This window comes from Aeromonas sp. R7-1 (assembly GCF_040908115.1).
GTDB lineage: Bacteria > Pseudomonadota > Gammaproteobacteria > Enterobacterales > Aeromonadaceae > Aeromonas > Aeromonas caviae.
Genome location: NZ_JBFODD010000032.1, coordinates 55,621 through 71,529 on the forward strand (window position 1 = coordinate 55,621; position 15,909 = coordinate 71,529).

The following is a 15,909-nucleotide window of genomic DNA, read 5'->3' on the forward strand; positions in this document are numbered from 1 at the left end:
ATCCAGATCAAATCAGTTGCGTGCCAGGTTCAAACCAGTCGCGGCGAGAGTTGAGCAGATCCGAAACGGACATGGCCTTCTTGCCGGGAGGTTGCAGGGTCAGCAGGCGCAGCACCCCCTGACCGGTGGCAACCTCGATCCCCTGCTTGTCGGCCTTGAGCAGGGTACCGGCTGCTTGGCCGTGATCCTGTGCGACGACCTCGGCCTGCCACACCTTGACGGTCTGTCCGGCGACGTCGAACCAGCTGATGGGCCAGGGGTTGAAGGCACGGATGCAGCGCTCGATGGCAACGGCGTCCATCGACCAGTCGATGCGGGCTTCTTCCTTGGAGAGCTTCTCGGCGTAGTTGGCCAGCGCATCGTCCTGGGGCTCGGCGGCGGTGTCGCCGGCAGCCATGGCGTCCAGGGTATCGACCAGTGCCTGCGGGCCCAGACCGGCCAGCTTGTCATAGAGGCTGGCAGAGGTCTCATCACTGGCGATGGGGCAGGTTACCTTGCGGATCATGGCGCCGGTGTCCAGCCCCACGTCCATCTGCATGATGGTGACGCCGGTTTCGGCATCCCCCGCCCAGATGGAGCGTTGAATCGGGGCGGCACCGCGCCAGCGCGGCAGCAGGGATCCGTGCACGTTGATGCAACCCAGACGCGGCGTATCGAGCACCGCCTTGGGGAGGATGAGGCCATAAGCCACGACGACCATCAGATCGGCACCCAGAGCGGCCAGTTCGGCCTGCGCCGCTTCATTGCGCAGGGAGGCAGGTTGATAGACCGGCAGATCGTGGGCCAGCGCCAGCTCCTTGACCGGGCTGGCAGTGAGCTTCTGGCCGCGACCGGCGGGCTTGTCCGGCTGGGTATAAACGGCGACGACCTCGTGGCCGGAAGACAACAACGCCGCCAGATGACGGGCGGCGAAGTCGGGGGTACCGGCAAAAATCAGTTTCAGCTTGTTCAATGGAGCGGATCCTCAGAGGACTTTGCGATCTTCACGGGCCATCTTTTCCAGCTTCTGACGAATGCGCTGGCGCTTGAGCGGGGACAAGTAATCCACAAACAGCTTGCCGACCAGATGATCCATCTCATGTTGTATGCAGATGGCGAGCAGATCGTCCGCTTCCAGCTCGAAGGTGTTGCCGTGGCGATCTTGCGCCCTGACCTTGACCCACTCGGCGCGCGGAACCAGAGCACGGTTGCCGGGCACGGAGAGGCAGCCCTCTTCGATGCCGGTGCTGCCGGACTGCTCCAGGATCTCCGGATTGATCAACACCAGCTGTTCTTCGCGGTTCTCGGAGACATCGATGACGATGATGCGCTGATGAATGTCGACCTGGGTCGCAGCCAGGCCGATGCCTTCCTCCGCGTACATGGTTTCGAACATATCATCTACAATGTGTTGTAACTCGGGTGTAAAGGCTTCGACAGGGGCCGCGACTGTGCGCAGACGCTCATCGGGGAAACGCAATACATCTAGAATGGCCATAATTTTTTCTTTAGTTTCATATAAACGCAGTCAATATTGACGTAATTCTAGTCATTTACGCCGACAAAAAACAGCAACACTTTGCGTGCAGAAGTAACAGGGAGTGTTATGTATCTGAAGCAAATCGTCGTCGCCTGCCTGGCGACAGCCCTGGCCGGTGGCGCCATGGCACAGCAGTTGACGCTCAAATCCGGTTACCCCGAGACTTATGTGGTGCAAAAAGGGGACACCCTCTGGGACATCTCGGGCCAGTATCTGGCCGAACCCTGGCTCTGGCCACGCCTCTGGAACATCAATCCGCAGATCGCCAATCCCCACTGGATCTATCCCGGTGACGTGCTGCACCTGAGCTGGGTCAATGGTGAGCCTCGGCTCGGCAAAGCCAGTCAGGGGGGCAAGCAGGTCATCCGTCTCTCGCCCAAGAACCGCTATGAAAACAAGGCCAATCCCATACCGACCCTGCCTCTGAGTGAGATAGCGCCCTTCCTGCAGACCGACCACATTCTGGCCAACAATCAGCAGAGCAAGGACCTGCCCTATGTGCTCGGCAACAATGACAAGCATGTCGGGATGCTGGAGGGCGACATTCTCTATGTGAAAGGAGCCCTGAATCCGGGCCAGAGTTATGGCCTCTATCGCCCGGGGGTGGCATACAAGGACAAGCATACCGGCGAGTCGCTCGGTCAGGAGGCAATTTTTGTCGGCACGGTGCGGGCAGAGGAGTACCTTGCCCACGACACCACCAAAGTGACGCTGACCCATAACCGGCGTGAGGTGTATCAGGGCGACAAGGTGATGCCGCTGCCGTCGCAGGAGAGCATCTCTGCCGTGTTCATGCCAAAGGCGGCACCTTCCATTTCCCCCGGCTATGTGATCGAGCTGCCGAGCAAGGTACATGGTGGGGGCAAGTTTGATGTGGTACTCATCAACAAGGGGGAGCGTGATCAGGTGGCCCCGGGCGATGTGCTCGAGATCCTGCGCCCGGGAGCCGAGATGGTGGACAAGAATGGCAAGGTGTCATACCGGGAATATTCATCCGTCTATGACAAGGCGTTCTATTCTGCCGGCAAGTCATCGCTGCCTGCCGAGGCCGTTGCCAGAGTCATGCTGTTCAAGGTCTACGACAAATTGAGTTACGGTCTTATCCTGCAGAGTCAGGATCTGGTCGGCTCTGGTTATCAGGTCAGTAATTTCTGACGTGTCCTTGCCACTGGAGCGGTTGTCGCTATGGCTGACGCTGGATGCCGTTACAGGCATAGGCCCGGTCACCGCCGCTCGCCTGTTGGCGCATGTGGGTGGTGACATCACAACTCTGTTTGACTCAGACGATGGCGCCCTGCGAGCTCTTGGTCTGCAGAGTGCCCAGATTCAGCAGATGAGATGGCCTCTTCCTGTCGTGGAGCAGGGATTGAGCTGGGCCGCCGAGCCCGGCAATCACCTCCTCTGTCCCGATGACCCCGCATATCCTGCCCTGCTCAAAGAGATCCCCGGTGCCCCGCTCTTGCTCTACTGCCGCGGGAACGTCTCATCCCTCTCCCTGCCACAGTTGGCGATGGTGGGTACCCGCCACCCCACCTATGCCGGCAAAGACAATGCGACACGCTTGTGTGCCGAGTTGGTGGGCTGTGGTCTGGCGATCACCTCCGGCCTCGCGTTGGGCATTGATGGCGTCTGCCATCAGCAGGCGCTGGCATCGGGCGGAATCACCCTGGCGGTGCTGGGGTCCGGTCTGGATTGTCTCTACCCCAAGCGTCATCAGGGGTTGGCGATGCAGATCCTCGAGCAGGAAGGTCTGCTTGTCTCCGAGTTGGCGCCCCAGCAAGGCCCCCTGGCTGAACACTTCCCTCGCCGCAACCGTATCATCAGTGGTCTGTCGCTGGGGACACTGGTGGTGGAAGCGGCAGAACAGAGTGGTTCGCTCATCACGGCCCGTTATGCGCTGGAGCAGGGCCGCGAGGTCTTTGCCGTTCCCGGCGCCCCGCAAAATGCACAGGCAGCAGGGTGCAACCGTCTGCTTCAACAGGGTGCCAAGCTGGTCTTGAATGCCGCCGATATCCTGGAAGAGTTTCCAAGGCTGGTCTTGCCCCCCGGACCCGCCAACGGTTCTTCCGAGGCGCAGTATAATAGCGAATTGCCTTATGCCGATTTGTTGGATAACGTAGATTATGAGACCACGAGCGTGGATACCGTTGCCGAACGGGCCCGGCTTCCTGTCGATGTCGTACTGGGCAGGTTGGTAGAGCTGGAGCTGGTTGGTGCAGTGATGGCGGTAGCCGGTGGATACGTCAGAGCGAGGAGGGCGAATCATGTTTGATGTATTGATGTACCTTTTCGAGACCTACATCCACAGCGATGCAGATGTGATGGTCGAGCAGGATGAACTCACCGACGAACTGAGCCGGGCCGGTTTCGACAAGGACGAGATCGAGAAAGCGCTCAACTGGCTGGAGCGACTGGCCAACCTGCACGACAGCGAGCGGGAAGTCTATGTCACCGCAAGCCAGCAGGGCTCTATGCGGATCTATGCGCCGCAGGAGCTTGTTCGCCTCAGTACTGAATGTCGCGGTTTCCTGCTGTTCCTGGAGCAGGCGCAAGTGCTGAATGCCGAAACCCGTGAAATCTGCATCGAACGGTTGCTCGAGCTGGACAAGCCGGACATCGAGCTGGACGATCTGAAGTGGGTCGTCATGATGGTGCTGTTCAATGTGCCAGGCAGCGAAAACGCCTACCAGCAGATGGAAGAGCTGGTGTTTGACGAGTCGGACGGCGTCATCCACTGACAGCCCGGTGCCGCGCTGGTAGAATTCAGGCCATCTGGATTTCAAGGCGCGGCCCATGTCAAAGATCGATCACCACCTCTTCTCTGCCCACGAACATGCCTTCGAGCGCGAGCCGTGCCCGCAGTGTGGTGCTGAACTGGTGATCCGCCAGGGCAAACACGGTCCCTTCCTTGGTTGTTCAGCCTATCCCGCTTGCGATTACATTCGCTCCCTCACCCCCTCTGGCCGCGACATAGAGAAAGTGCTCGAGGGGTCGTCCTGTCCGGATTGTGGCCATTCACTGGCCATCAAGAAGGGTCGTTACGGTCTGTTTGTGGGATGTACCCAGTACCCGGCCTGTCAGCATATCGAATCCCTTCAGGAGAGTGACGATACCCAAATCCTCTGCCCGGAGTGTGGCAAAGGTCATCTGGTGAGCCGCACGTCCCGTTATGGCAAACAGTTCTACTCGTGTGACGCCTATCCTCACTGCAAGTATGTGGTGAATGACAAGCCGGTTCCCATGCCCTGTCCCGAGTGTGGCTGGGGCATCATGATCGAGAAGAAGGTGCGGGGAAACCTGCGCTGGGTCTGCCCGCAAAAGAAATGCTCCCACCAGATTGAGCGGGTATAATCTCGCCGCCCATGATCAGGCAGGCGGATTGCTGGTCAGCGTGAGGTTGTGAGCCGATGCGCATCGCCCAACTTGCCTTGATCCTGACCTGATCGCCATCTCAAACTCCCTGCGGTTGCTCGGTTCACTGATGCACTCAAGCGTCTGAGCCGAAATGCATGACTGAAGAGGAGCAGGGATATAGCCCATATCGCAGCAGTGATGGCCCCGATGCCGTCATGTCGGTTCAACATACAATCCAGTGATGAGAGGCGGCAGCGTGGCTGTCGCATGTGCCTATGCCAAATGAATTTGAACAAGCGGTTGCCGCCCTTCAAGGAGAAGGGGTTATCGCCTATGCCACCGAAGCCGTGTTTGGTCTGGGGTGTGATCCTGATTCCGAAGCCGCCGTGCAGCGGCTGCTGGCCATCAAGCAGCGGCCGGTGGAGAAGGGATTGATCCTGATCGCGGCAGATCTGGCGCAATTGCAGGACTACATCGACCTGAGCCAGCTCAGCGATGAGCAGCTTGCTCGCGTGCAGGCGAGCTGGCCTGGTCCCTTCACCTGGATCATGCCCGCTCGCGCGACGACGCCGTCCTGGTTGACCGGTCAGTTCGAGACCCTGGCGGTGCGGGTCACAGGCCATCCCCAGGTGCAAGGGCTTTGCCGGGCATTTGGCAAACCGCTGGTGTCCACCAGTGCCAATCTCACCGGTGAGGAGCCCGCTCGCCGGGTGGCTGATATTGGCGATCTGCTGGCAAGCCAGCTGGCTTACATTCTGCCCGGCGAAGTCGGGGGGCAAGCCAACCCGTCCGAAATCAAGGACGCCCGCACCGGGGCCATCATTCGCCCATCCTGAGTTGGGCACGGCCCTGTTTCATGCAGGTTGTGCGATGAGGTCATGACAATACGAGAAGTGCAGGCAGTGCATGCATGATGCCTGTCTGACAGGAGATAAAATGAGCAAACCGGATGTGGCCCAGGTAAAAGCCTTCCTGCTGCAATTGCAGGATGATATCTGCCGTGGCCTGGAGCAGGCCGATGGATGCGGGCACTTTGTGGAAGATGCCTGGAGTCGCGAAGGTGGTGGTGGCGGTAGAACACGGGTGCTGCGCCAGGGGGCGGTGATCGAGCAAGGTGGGGTCAACTTCTCCCATGTCTATGGCGATGCCATGCCGGCATCCGCGACCGCACATCGTCCCGAACTGGCTGGCCGCAGGTTTGAGGCCATGGGGGTGTCGCTGGTGATCCACCCGCATAATCCCTATGTACCGACCAGCCATGCGAATGTGCGGTTCTTCATCGCCGAGAAAGAGGGGGAGGAGCCGATCTGGTGGTTTGGTGGCGGCTTCGACCTGACGCCCTTCTATCCGTTCGAAGAGGACGTGAGGCATTGGCATCAGGTCTCCCATGAGCTCTGTCAGCCGTTCGGCACCGACATTTATCCCGAGTTCAAATCCTGGTGCGATCATTACTTCTTCCTCAAGCATCGGGGCGAGACGCGCGGGGTGGGTGGTCTTTTCTTCGATGACCTGAACCGCTGGCCATTTGCCGACTGCTTTGCCTTCATGCGTGCAGTGGGTGAGGGTTACCTGGCGGCCTACTTGCCGATTGTCGAGCGACGCAAGGAGCTTGCTTATGGGGAGCGGGAACGGGCATTCCAGCTTTATCGCCGTGGCCGCTACGTGGAGTTCAATCTGGTCTACGACCGCGGGACCCTGTTCGGACTGCAGACGGGGGGGCGTACCGAATCCATTCTGATGTCGATGCCGCCGCTGGCGCGCTGGGAGTACGACTGGCAGCCGGAGGCTGGCAGCCCGGAGGCATTGCTCTACAGCGAATACCTCAAACCGCGCGAGTGGTTGTGACCAGAGGGGCCACGATGGCCCCTTCTTATTGGCCGATATTCGGCTTGTTCCTTCATGAGAAAACCCGTTAAATCGGGATATTGCCCTCAAAAGGAACGCCTTGATGGATCGTTATCTGGTTTTTGGCCACCCCGTGCGCCACAGCAAATCTCCCTTCATTCATTCCCTGTTTGCCAGGCAGACCCAGCAAGAGCTGGAGTATGGTCTGGCAGAACCGGCCGTCGATGAGTTTGCCAGCGCTCTGAACCACTTCTTCGCCGAAGGAGGGAAGGGGTGCAACGTGACCGTACCTTTCAAGGAGCAAGCCTTCGTGCTGGTGGAGCGGCTGAGCCCCAGGGCCAAGCGGGCGGGAGCGGTCAACACCATCAAACTGACTGATGATGGCGTGCTGCTGGGTGACAATACCGACGGCGCCGGGCTGGTCGCCGATCTCAAGGCTCACGGAGTGAACCTTGCCGGTAGCAGGATCCTGCTTCTGGGAGCTGGTGGCGCAGCTCGTGGCGCCCTGGCCCCCCTGCTGGCGGAAGCACCGGGCGAGATCGTTGTGGTCAACCGTACCCATGCCAAGGCGGAACAGTTGGCTGTGGAATTCAGGGATCTGGGCAGCATCACGGCTCAATCCTATGAACAGCTGGTGGGGCCGTTCGATCTCATCATCAATTCCACCTCAGCCAGTCTGCAAGGTGAGTTGCCACCTTTGGCTCCAACCCTCATCCACCCGGACATCGCGATCTACGACATGATGTATGGCGCAACGGACACAGCCTTCATCGGCTGGGCCAAACAACATGGCGCGCGCCATACCATGGATGGATTGGGCATGCTGGTCGAACAGGCTGCGGAGGCTTTTACCGTATGGCGAGGGATCCGGCCCGGCACCAAGCAGGTATTGAGAGAGTTGCAGCGCAATCTGGGCGTCGTGTGAACCAGCTAGTGTGCTCTATTGGGCTGTCGGCAGGACTGATGTAGAGATTCTGCATCGCTGGATAGGGGGCATCCATCAGGATGCGGCACGACACGTGTGACGTGAAACGGTTGTTCTGTGGTGGGGGTGTGGCAGAACAGGTGCCATTTTTATAAAACCATTGCGTAACAATAAGTTATTTTACTTTGCCGTCACTCGCAGAATTTTTTTGAGTTTTTTCTCAAAGCAGCGGAACTTCTGTAACGGACTGCTGACTAACTTGATAGTTGAGGAAGTGCTAGCTAGTCACCTTTATAACTCCCCGGTATTCGTACTGGGGATTTTTTTATCTGCATGAAAATTATGAATATTTTTTCTCTTCCCTATCTTTGAAACTAAATTACATAAATTACTTTCACTTTCTGCTGCTTTGCTGTACAGTTGTCGGCGTAGGGTACAGAGGTAAGATGTTCTATCTTTCAGACCTTTTATTTCACGTAATTGAATGTGGCTGAATAGCAGCCCCGATGAGTCATCGTCGGGGCGTTTTTTTATGAGTAACGTTTAGAGTAAATGCTTTAATTGTTGCCGTTCTTTGTTAGAATGAAGGCGTTTCTTGAGGAAAACCAATCGTCTTTGTTCTCGAGAACTCGCTTTTTCCCAAATTTTTGAACTCATTTCTTCAGGCCGGTTTGCAATGGCAAGACCGGCCTCATTTTTATCCCTATATTGCCTCACTGTGTAATTAAATTTCAGTTTCGTTTGTTACAGCCTTCAATTCTGATTTTTTACTCGATATCCATGAAAACGGTATCAGGTTGATGATTAGTTAATTATTTTCGCGTCTGAACATGCTATCAGTATGATTTAAATATATTTTTTGAGGTTTTTCTTCAGAGGTGGCGAAGGCGGGGAGGGAGGGCTCGGAGATGGGGGGATCATGAAAGCCTTTCAATCAGCGGAGGTCCAACTCCGCCAATTGCAGCCAGGGAGAGGAGTCGTTTACTCCTCGTTCTGATGATCTTAGTCGTCTGCCTGGGAGTTGTCTGCTTCGGACAGGTACCAGCCGCTCAGGGTCTGGGCCAGCTTCTCGACGCCGATATTGGTCAGAGAAGAGAATGCTTCAACCTGGATCTGCGGGCCCAGTTCTGCCACCGCCTGACGAACCTTGATCACCTGGTTGTTGCGGGGCCCCGGGCTTAACTTGTCCGCCTTGGTCAGCAACAGCATCACCGGCAGTTCACGGTGTGAACTCCATTCCAGCATGTTCATGTCGGTTTCCTTGAGCGGATGGCGGATGTCCATCAGGATCACCAGCCCTTTCAGGGACTCCCGTCGTTGCAGGTATTCAGCCAGTGACTTTTGCCACTTGAGCTTCATTTCCAGCGGAACCTGGGCATATCCATAGCCGGGCAAGTCGACCAGGCGTTTGCCCGGCTCCAGTTCAAACAGGTTGATAAGCTGAGTACGGCCAGGGGTCTTACTGGTACGTGCCAGGTTCTTGTGCTTGGTCAAGGTATTCAATGCAGACGATTTGCCAGCGTTGGAACGACCGGCAAACGCAATCTCGACACCCCCATCATTTGGCAGGTGGCGGATGTCGGGTGCGCTGGTCACAAAATGCACCTTATTGAAATTCAGAGTTTGTGTTTCCAACGTAAATTCCCCATAGAGATAGAGGGTTATAGAGTTACTTTTTTGTGAAATAGTGTAAAATGGCGTCGCTTGAACGCGTTTATTTTAACATGCCTTCAGCGGCATGGGATCTGGAAGCCTAATAACGAGAAAGTTGGAACGCCATGAAGAACCTAGTCATTACACTTGCTCTGATGGTTGGCGTAACTGGGATGGCACAAGCCAAGGGCGATGCCGCTGCGGGACAAACCAAGGCTGCCGTCTGTGCGGCCTGTCATGGACCGGACGGCAACAGCCCAGTCGACATGTATCCCAAGATTGCTGGTCAGCACGCATCATATATCAAAAAACAATTAGTTGAACTGAAGGCTGCAGCTTCTGGCCAAACTGGTCGGGTTGCGCCCGTCATGGGACCTATGGCGTTGCCGTTGTCCGAGCAGGATATGGACGATCTTGCCGCCTATTTCTCCAGCCAGAAGGTGACGCCGGTTGCCGTGCCCGATGATGTGGTTGCCGCAGGCAAGGCGCTTTATATGGGGGGAGACATGGAGCGAGGCCTGGCCGCCTGTACCGCCTGTCATGGCCCACGGGGTTCCGGCGTCGAGCAAGCGAAGTACCCCAGCCTGTCAGGGCAGCATCCCGCCTATATCAAGGCCCAGCTCACAGCTTTTCGTTCGGCGACCCGCGACAACGATCCCAATGGCATGATGCGGGATGTGGCCAAGAAACTGACGGATCAGGACATCGAGGCGCTCTCCAAGTATGTGGCGGGGCTTCACTGATATAGCCTGTCAGTTATCTTGTTGAAAAGAACAGGGAACCATTGTGTTCCCTGCTCTTTTTTGAGGTTGTAGCGATCGCCCGTAAACAGCCTGCATTGCTGTAAGAGATCTTCTATATACGGGGCTGGTCGTGTCTGAAAGATTGCTCACGTATATTTTTTTATGTTTTGTTTTTCAATGAATTAAGAAATAGAGCATCATTTTGTACCAGTTCGAAATGTGCTTTGGTTGATTGAGTCATCCAGCGAAGAAGTTACAGTAGGCAATCAGGATTGGCCGGAGAGAGGGTGCAAGACCCGTCTTCGGTTTGACAGGATGTCGGCTCGGAGCATGCGATGAGCAATAGATGTAAAAAGCCAGGATGGTGACCGCCAGGGATGAGCGGGGCTGCGGGAGGCAACCACCCCGATGGGAGGCAGGATGTCGCCGGTTTGGGTTAGACAAACAAACACACGCACACTCAGGACTGGTCAATAAGGATCAGGATGATCCAACGAAATGATGCGCCGTGGTTCGCCCAGGGATAAGGCGATTGGCTACCAGGGAATGGAACTCGCATGATGGAAAAAGGCAGCTTCGGCTGCCTTTTTTCTATTGGGTCATTAACCCGCCAAGACATTCTGTGTCAAAATACCAGCAACATGCCCAGAGGATGCCGATCCTGCGGTGTTCAGCGACCCAAAGTGGTCGAATTGGTGCGGGATCCCACTCTTGTTCCATATTTACTGTTCCCCGCTTCAGCATCCTCCCCGGACGACACGCTCCGGGGGTTTCCATTCAGTTATTTGTCGGAGTCATTCATGTCGGCCAAACAACCCAACCGCAAGCCTACCGGCAAGCGCAAAGAATCAGATGCCAGTGCCCAGGAAGGTCGTGAGCGCAAGCGCGCCGCCAAGCGCAAGGGCCTGAAGGCGGGCTCCCGCCAACAGGTCGAGCAGGCGGGCAAAAAGAGCGGCTCCAAGCAGGCCAAGGATCCACGCATCGGCTCTCGCAAGCCCATCGCGCTGATTGCCGACGAGAAGGGCAGCAAGCCGGTGGCGACCAAGCCTGCGAAAGAGAAGCGGGTGGTGATGACCCCCGAGCAGGAGCTGGCGTCCATCGAGAATGATGATCGCCTCAATGCCTTGCTGGATCGTCTGGATGCCGGTGAAACCCTGGAGGCCGCAGAGCAGGCATGGGTCGATCAGCGGGTTGACCGTTATCAGGAGCTGATGGACGAGCTCGGTATCATCGACAACGACGATGACGAAGATGGCGACATGGATTTTGATGATGCCGATTTTGACGAGCCGAGTCAGCCTGCCTCCGAAGAGGAGCTGTGGGAACGTTTCTCTCAGGCAGACTACCAGCCTGAAGCCAAACCCGAGCCGAAGAAAAAGTGATGAGTGGATGGATGCTGGCCGCCCTGTTGGGTGGCCTGATTTTGCTGGGGCTTGCCGTCTATGCCGGCACCCTGATGGCGCGTCTCAAACGCCAGCAAGAGATGCAGCAGCACGCCATTGCGGCCCGCAACGAGCGGATTCTGGAGAGTGTCAGGGTGATCGCCCACGCGGTACGAGATGGTCAGTGCGACTACTCAGAAGGCGCCATCCGGCTGACCAATCTGCTGGATGCCTTGCAAATAAAGGGGGGCCGCGCCTTTGCCACCGAGTTCCCGGGGCTCTACGGCCTCTATGAGAAGGTGAAGGAGATGCCGACCCATGAGGCGAGGCGGGCACTCAAGCGCAATGAAGTGATGAAGATGGATCTCGAACGCAGCGGCTACGAGGCCGAGCTGGAGGCGCAGATCCTTGAGGATGTCGCCAGACTGAAGGATTTTCAGTTAAGCCGGTGAGCCCATGACAAAGACAGAGGAAGCAAGCGTGCAAGCAGAACAGATTGTGTGGGATCAGGCCCTGATCGAAAAATACAACTACAGTGGTCCGCGTTATACCTCCTATCCCACTGCGCTGGAGTTCAACGAGGGGTTCGGCTATCCGGACTTTGTCCAGGCAGCGGGCCAGTATCCTGCACGCAATCTGTCGCTCTACGTGCACATCCCCTTCTGTCACAAGCTCTGCTACTACTGCGGCTGCAACAAGGTCATTACCCGGCACCAGCACAAGGCAGATCAATACCTCGACTACCTCGAACAGGAGATCAAGGCCCAGGCCCCCCTGTTCAAGGAGAGACTGGTCACCCAGCTGCACTGGGGTGGCGGCACACCCACCTATCTGAGCGAACCCCAGACTCGTCGCCTGATGGCCATGTTGCGGGAGCACTTCCACTTCGCCGAGGAGGGGGAGATCAGCATCGAGGTGGATCCCCGCGAGATCGAATTGTCCATGCTGGATGTGCTGCGGGAGCTCGGTTTCAACCGCATCAGCCTCGGCGTTCAGGACTTCAACAAGACGGTCCAGGTCGCGGTCAATCGGGAGCAGGACAACGACTTCATCCGCGCCATGCTGGTCCGTGCCCGCGAGCTGGGGTTCCGCTCCACCAATCTGGATCTCATCTACGGTCTGCCGCACCAGAACCGGGAGAGCTTCCATCACACCCTGGAAGAGGTGCTCAAGACCGACCCGGCCCGCCTCTCCATCTTCAACTATGCCCACCTGCCGAGCCGTTTTGCCGCCCAGCACAAGCTGAAAGAAGCGGACATGCCGGCGCCGCAGGAGAAGCTGGCCATGCTGCAGGACACCATTGCCTTCCTGACCGGCCAGGGTTATCAGTTCATCGGCATGGACCACTTTGCCAAGCCCGATGACGAGCTGGCCGTCGCCCAGCGCGAGGGCAAGCTGCATCGCAACTTCCAGGGCTATACCACCCAGGGGGATTGCGATCTGCTGGGGCTGGGGGTCTCTTCCATCAGCATGATGGGGAATGCCTATTCCCAGAACCAGAAGGATCTCAAAACCTACTACGCCCAGGTCGAGTCACTGGGCCATGCCCAGTGGAAGGGGTGCTCCCTCAATCGGGACGATCTGATCCGTCGTGAGGTGATCAAGCGCCTCATCTGCGATTTTTCCCTGAACTTCGCCGCTGTGGAGCAGGCCCACGGCCTGGTGTTCAAGGAGTATTTTGCCGAGGATCTCAAGCTGTTGCAGACCTTCATCAACGACGGTCTGGTGCGCATGACCGAAGAGGGGCTGGAGGTGGTCTCCACCGGTCAGCTGCTGATCCGCAACATCTGCATGTGCTTCGATGTCTACCTGCGCAGCAAGGCGCGCCAGCAGCAGTTCTCCCGGGTGATCTAGGCCGGGCAATGTCGTGGGACAATAAAAAAACCGCCTTTCGGCGGTTTTTTTATTGGGTTTTACCCCTGCTCAGCGTTGAGCCGCACGGGCACTCAGCTCGGCCTTCTCGGCTTCGCTCAGGAAGGCCAGGATCAGGCCGTTCTGCTGGGCGGTGCGGATTTCGCTCACCGTCATGCCGGCAGCGGGGGCAGCCACCTCGTATTCGTGAGGCAGGTCGATCCCCTCCACCGCCGGATCGTCGGTATTGAGGCAGGCCAGCACGCCGGCCGCCAGGAACTGGCGGATCGGGTGATCGGCCAGACTCGCCACCGTGGTGGTCTGGAGGTTGGAGGTGAGGCAGGACTCGATGCCGATGCGGTGTTCGGCCAGATAGGCCATCAGGGCCGGATCCTGGATGGCCTTGACGCCGTGGCCGATGCGCTCGGCTCCCAGCTCGCGAATGGCCTGCCACATGCTCTCGGGGCCGGCGGCTTCACCGGCGTGCACGGTGACCCGCATGCCTGCATCCCGCACCCGGCGGAAGTGGTCGGTGAAGAGCTCGCCCGGGAAGCCCAGTTCGTCGCCGGCCAGATCGATGGCGACCAGGCGATCGCGATGAGCCAGACAGGCATCCAGCTCCTGCTTGCACTGCTCGGTGCCGAAGGTACGGCTCATGATGCCGATGAGATTGGTCTTGATGCCGAAGTCACGGCTGCCTGCGGCCACACCGTCGATGATGGCTTCGACCACGCCCTGCGGGTGCAGTTTGTGGGTCATCGCCATGTAGGCCGGGCTGAAACGCAGCTCGGCATAGTCGATCCCGGCACGCAGCAGATCCTCCACGTTTTCGTAGGCGACCCGGCGGCAGGCATCGTAGTCGGCCAGCACGGCCACGCCCCAGTCCAGTTTCTTCAGGAAGGCCACCAGACTCGGTTCGTTCTCGACGATCTGCACGTGCGGGCGCAGGGCTTCCAGCTCATCGGCCGGCAGTCGGATGTTGTGCTGACGTCCCAGCTCGAGAATGGTCTGCGGGCGGATGTTGCCATCCAGATGGCGATGCAGGTCGGTCAGGGGGAGGGATCTGTCAATCATGGGGCACCTTCTGCGAGTCGGGTTGGAAAGCTGCCATTCTAGGCGGGGCGCCTGAAAAAGATACCCCGTTTGCAAGCAAACGGGGTGTGATTGGTCAGGCTTTCCCTCAAGGCGTGATGGGAATCGTTTTTCCCGCAGGCTCAGGGAATGTCGAGCTCCTTGAGCTTGCGGGTCAGGGTATTGCGGCCCCAGCCGAGCAGGCGGGCAGCCTCCTGCTTGTGACCGTGGGTGTGATCCAGTGCCGTCTCCAGCATGATCCGTTCGAACTGTGGCATGGCATCCGCGAGGATATCGGTCTCCCCCAGGGCCAGCTTGGCGGCCACCCAGTCCTGCAACTGCTGCTGCCAGCCACCGGTCAGGGCGGGCTGGCCCGGCTCGGCGGTGCTGGTGATGGGCGTCAGCAGCTCGGTGGGCAGATCGCCTACCAGCACCTCCTGGCCCGAGGCCATCACCGTCAGCCAGCGGCAGACGTTCTCCAACTGGCGCACGTTGCCCGGCCAGGGGAGGCGGCTGATGTAGGTCTGGGTATCCGGGTGCAGGCTCTTGGCCTCCACGTTCAGCTCCTTGGCGGCTCGCAGCAGGAAGTGCTGGGCCAGTTGGGGGATGTCCTCCCGGCGCTCCTTGAGGGCCGGAATATGGATGCGGATGACGTTGAGGCGGTGGAACAGGTCTTCCCGAAACTCGCCGTCGGCGACCCGCTTCTCCAGATTCTGGTGGGTGGCGGCAATGATCCGCACATCCACCTGCACCGGTTGGTGGCCGCCTACCCGGTAGAACTGCCCGTCCGCCAGTACCCGCAGCAACCGGGTCTGCACGTCCAGCGGCATGTCGCCTATTTCGTCGAGAAACAGGGTGCCACCATCGGCCTGTTCGAAGCGGCCGTGACGAATGTTGTTGGCGCCGGTGAAGGCTCCCTTCTCATGGCCGAACAGCTCGGATTCGATGAGATCTTTCGGGATGGCCGCCATGTTGAGGGCGATGAAGTTCTTGTGGGCCCGGGGGCTGTGCTTGTGCAGGGCATGGGCAACCAGCTCCTTGCCGGTACCGCTCTGGCCGTTGATGAGCACCGAGATGCTGGAGCGCGACAGCCGGCCGATGGCGCGGAACACCTCCTGCATGGCAGGGGCTTCGCCGATGATCTCCGGGGTGGTGGTGGCTTCCTGCTGGCGAGCCTTGCGCTTGGTACGTTGCTCCTTGAGGTGGTTCTCGGCCCGGCGTACCAGGGTGACCGCCTCGTCGATGTCGAACGGCTTGGGCAGGTATTCGAAGGCACCTCGCTGGTAGGCGTTGACCGCGCTGTCGAGGTCCGAGTGGGCCGTCATGATGATGATGGGCAGATCGGCCTGGCGGCGATGGATCTGCTCCAGCAGGCTCAGGCCGTCGATGCCCGGCATGCGGATATCCGAGAGGATCACGTCCGGCGAGCGCATCTCCAGTGAACTCAGCAGGGCTTCGCCGTCGGCGAAACTTTCGCATTCGAAGCCTTCGCTGCCAAGGGTGCGCTCCAGAACCCACCGGATGGAGCTGTCGTCATCGACGATCCACACTTTTGCTGTCATGAGG

16 protein-coding genes are annotated in these 15,909 nt (G+C 58.4%); 11 read left to right on the forward strand and 5 right to left on the reverse strand.

Annotated features, from left to right (window positions below):
* Positions 1 to 7: 7 nt before the first annotated feature.
* Together fmt and def are read right to left on the reverse strand one after the other, a co-directional pair.
* Positions 8 to 952, reverse strand: a complete 945-nt coding sequence (gene fmt / locus AB5Y51_RS07300; protein ID WP_042015233.1) for a methionyl-tRNA formyltransferase — start codon at positions 950 to 952, stop codon at positions 8 to 10.
* Between the two features lie 12 nt (positions 953 to 964).
* On the reverse strand, positions 965 to 1,477 hold the full coding sequence (gene def / locus AB5Y51_RS07305; RefSeq protein WP_010672507.1) for a peptide deformylase: 513 nt from the start codon (positions 1,475 to 1,477) through the stop codon (positions 965 to 967).
* Between the two features lie 108 nt (positions 1,478 to 1,585).
* Between def and AB5Y51_RS07310 the strand changes: the two genes are divergently transcribed.
* From AB5Y51_RS07310 to aroE, 7 genes are all read left to right on the forward strand, one after another.
* Positions 1,586 to 2,674 carry a LysM peptidoglycan-binding domain-containing protein gene (locus AB5Y51_RS07310; protein WP_227263118.1) on the forward strand — a complete coding sequence of 363 codons (1,089 nt, stop codon included), beginning with the start codon at positions 1,586 to 1,588 and terminating at the stop codon, positions 2,672 to 2,674.
* A 1-nt stretch (position 2,675) separates the two neighbouring features.
* Positions 2,676 to 3,791, forward strand: a complete 1,116-nt coding sequence (gene dprA, locus AB5Y51_RS07315; protein ID WP_368178225.1) for a DNA-processing protein DprA — start codon at positions 2,676 to 2,678, stop codon at positions 3,789 to 3,791.
* Entirely contained in the window at positions 3,784 to 4,257 is a 474-nt protein-coding gene (locus AB5Y51_RS07320; protein WP_010672510.1) for a DUF494 family protein, read from the forward strand. Before dprA ends, AB5Y51_RS07320 begins: the two co-directional genes overlap by 8 nt.
* Before the next feature lie 55 nt (positions 4,258 to 4,312).
* A complete protein-coding gene (locus tag AB5Y51_RS07325; protein WP_042882250.1) occupies positions 4,313 to 4,870 on the forward strand; it encodes a type I DNA topoisomerase in 558 nt (185 codons plus the stop codon).
* A 278-nt stretch (positions 4,871 to 5,148) separates the two neighbouring features.
* Positions 5,149 to 5,709: a Sua5/YciO/YrdC/YwlC family protein gene (locus AB5Y51_RS07330; protein ID WP_039039520.1), complete on the forward strand. Its 561-nt coding sequence runs from the start codon at positions 5,149 to 5,151 to the stop codon at positions 5,707 to 5,709.
* 100 nt (positions 5,710 to 5,809) lie between these two features.
* Positions 5,810 to 6,718, forward strand: coding sequence for an oxygen-dependent coproporphyrinogen oxidase (gene hemF, locus AB5Y51_RS07335; protein ID WP_226043624.1), 909 nt, complete (start codon positions 5,810 to 5,812; stop codon positions 6,716 to 6,718).
* Between the two features lie 103 nt (positions 6,719 to 6,821).
* Positions 6,822 to 7,643 carry a shikimate dehydrogenase gene (gene aroE, locus AB5Y51_RS07340; RefSeq protein WP_368178226.1) on the forward strand — a complete coding sequence of 274 codons (822 nt, stop codon included), beginning with the start codon at positions 6,822 to 6,824 and terminating at the stop codon, positions 7,641 to 7,643.
* Positions 7,644 to 8,645: 1,002 nt separating this feature from the next.
* On the opposite strand, the gene yihA is transcribed toward aroE, so the two are convergent.
* On the reverse strand, positions 8,646 to 9,278 hold the full coding sequence (yihA, locus tag AB5Y51_RS07345; RefSeq protein ID WP_368178227.1) for a ribosome biogenesis GTP-binding protein YihA/YsxC: 633 nt from the start codon (positions 9,276 to 9,278) through the stop codon (positions 8,646 to 8,648).
* Positions 9,279 to 9,421: 143 nt separating this feature from the next.
* Between yihA and AB5Y51_RS07350 the strand changes: the two genes are divergently transcribed.
* The 4 genes from AB5Y51_RS07350 (at position 9,422) to hemN (ending at position 13,275) form a co-directional block, all read left to right on the forward strand.
* Positions 9,422 to 10,039: a cytochrome c gene (locus tag AB5Y51_RS07350; protein WP_042882257.1), complete on the forward strand. Its 618-nt coding sequence runs from the start codon at positions 9,422 to 9,424 to the stop codon at positions 10,037 to 10,039.
* Between the two features lie 800 nt (positions 10,040 to 10,839).
* The gene (yihI, locus tag AB5Y51_RS07355; protein ID WP_039039515.1) at positions 10,840 to 11,421 is read left to right on the forward strand and encodes a Der GTPase-activating protein YihI; all 582 of its coding nucleotides are present in this window, start codon (positions 10,840 to 10,842) and stop codon (positions 11,419 to 11,421) included.
* Between the two features lie 11 nt (positions 11,422 to 11,432).
* The gene (locus tag AB5Y51_RS07360) at positions 11,433 to 11,873 is read left to right on the forward strand and encodes a DUF2489 domain-containing protein (RefSeq protein WP_039039514.1); all 441 of its coding nucleotides are present in this window, start codon (positions 11,433 to 11,435) and stop codon (positions 11,871 to 11,873) included.
* 28 nt (positions 11,874 to 11,901) lie between these two features.
* Positions 11,902 to 13,275, forward strand: a complete 1,374-nt coding sequence (hemN, locus tag AB5Y51_RS07365; RefSeq protein WP_368178235.1) for an oxygen-independent coproporphyrinogen III oxidase — start codon at positions 11,902 to 11,904, stop codon at positions 13,273 to 13,275.
* Positions 13,276 to 13,344: 69 nt separating this feature from the next.
* Here hemN and add read toward each other — a convergent pair whose 3' ends face one another.
* Complete coding sequence (gene add / locus AB5Y51_RS07370) at positions 13,345 to 14,346, reverse strand: adenosine deaminase (RefSeq protein WP_167826427.1); 1,002 nt, start codon at positions 14,344 to 14,346, stop codon at positions 13,345 to 13,347.
* A gap of 140 nt (positions 14,347 to 14,486) precedes the next feature.
* On the reverse strand, positions 14,487 to 15,905 hold the full coding sequence (glnG, locus tag AB5Y51_RS07375; protein WP_010672523.1) for a nitrogen regulation protein NR(I): 1,419 nt from the start codon (positions 15,903 to 15,905) through the stop codon (positions 14,487 to 14,489).
* Positions 15,906 to 15,909: the final 4 nt, after the last annotated feature.

What these genes read in the sequence shown, in the direction of transcription:
- def (WP_010672507.1), bottom strand. Translation starts at nt 1,477, where the DNA reads ATGGCCATTCTAGATGTATTGCGTTTCCCCGATGAGCGTCTGCGCACA.
- AB5Y51_RS07310 (WP_227263118.1), top strand. Translation starts at nt 1,586, where the DNA reads ATGTATCTGAAGCAAATCGTCGTCGCCTGCCTGGCGACAGCCCTGGCC.
- AB5Y51_RS07320 (WP_010672510.1), top strand. Translation starts at nt 3,784, where the DNA reads ATGTTTGATGTATTGATGTACCTTTTCGAGACCTACATCCACAGCGAT.
- AB5Y51_RS07325 (WP_042882250.1), top strand. Translation starts at nt 4,313, where the DNA reads ATGTCAAAGATCGATCACCACCTCTTCTCTGCCCACGAACATGCCTTC.
- AB5Y51_RS07330 (WP_039039520.1), top strand. Translation starts at nt 5,149, where the DNA reads ATGCCAAATGAATTTGAACAAGCGGTTGCCGCCCTTCAAGGAGAAGGG.
- hemF (WP_226043624.1), top strand. Translation starts at nt 5,810, where the DNA reads ATGAGCAAACCGGATGTGGCCCAGGTAAAAGCCTTCCTGCTGCAATTG.
- aroE (WP_368178226.1), top strand. Translation starts at nt 6,822, where the DNA reads ATGGATCGTTATCTGGTTTTTGGCCACCCCGTGCGCCACAGCAAATCT.
- AB5Y51_RS07350 (WP_042882257.1), top strand. Translation starts at nt 9,422, where the DNA reads ATGAAGAACCTAGTCATTACACTTGCTCTGATGGTTGGCGTAACTGGG.
- yihI (WP_039039515.1), top strand. Translation starts at nt 10,840, where the DNA reads ATGTCGGCCAAACAACCCAACCGCAAGCCTACCGGCAAGCGCAAAGAA.
- AB5Y51_RS07360 (WP_039039514.1), top strand. Translation starts at nt 11,433, where the DNA reads ATGCTGGCCGCCCTGTTGGGTGGCCTGATTTTGCTGGGGCTTGCCGTC.
- add (WP_167826427.1), bottom strand. Translation starts at nt 14,346, where the DNA reads ATGATTGACAGATCCCTCCCCCTGACCGACCTGCATCGCCATCTGGAT.
- glnG (WP_010672523.1), bottom strand. Translation starts at nt 15,905, where the DNA reads ATGACAGCAAAAGTGTGGATCGTCGATGACGACAGCTCCATCCGGTGG.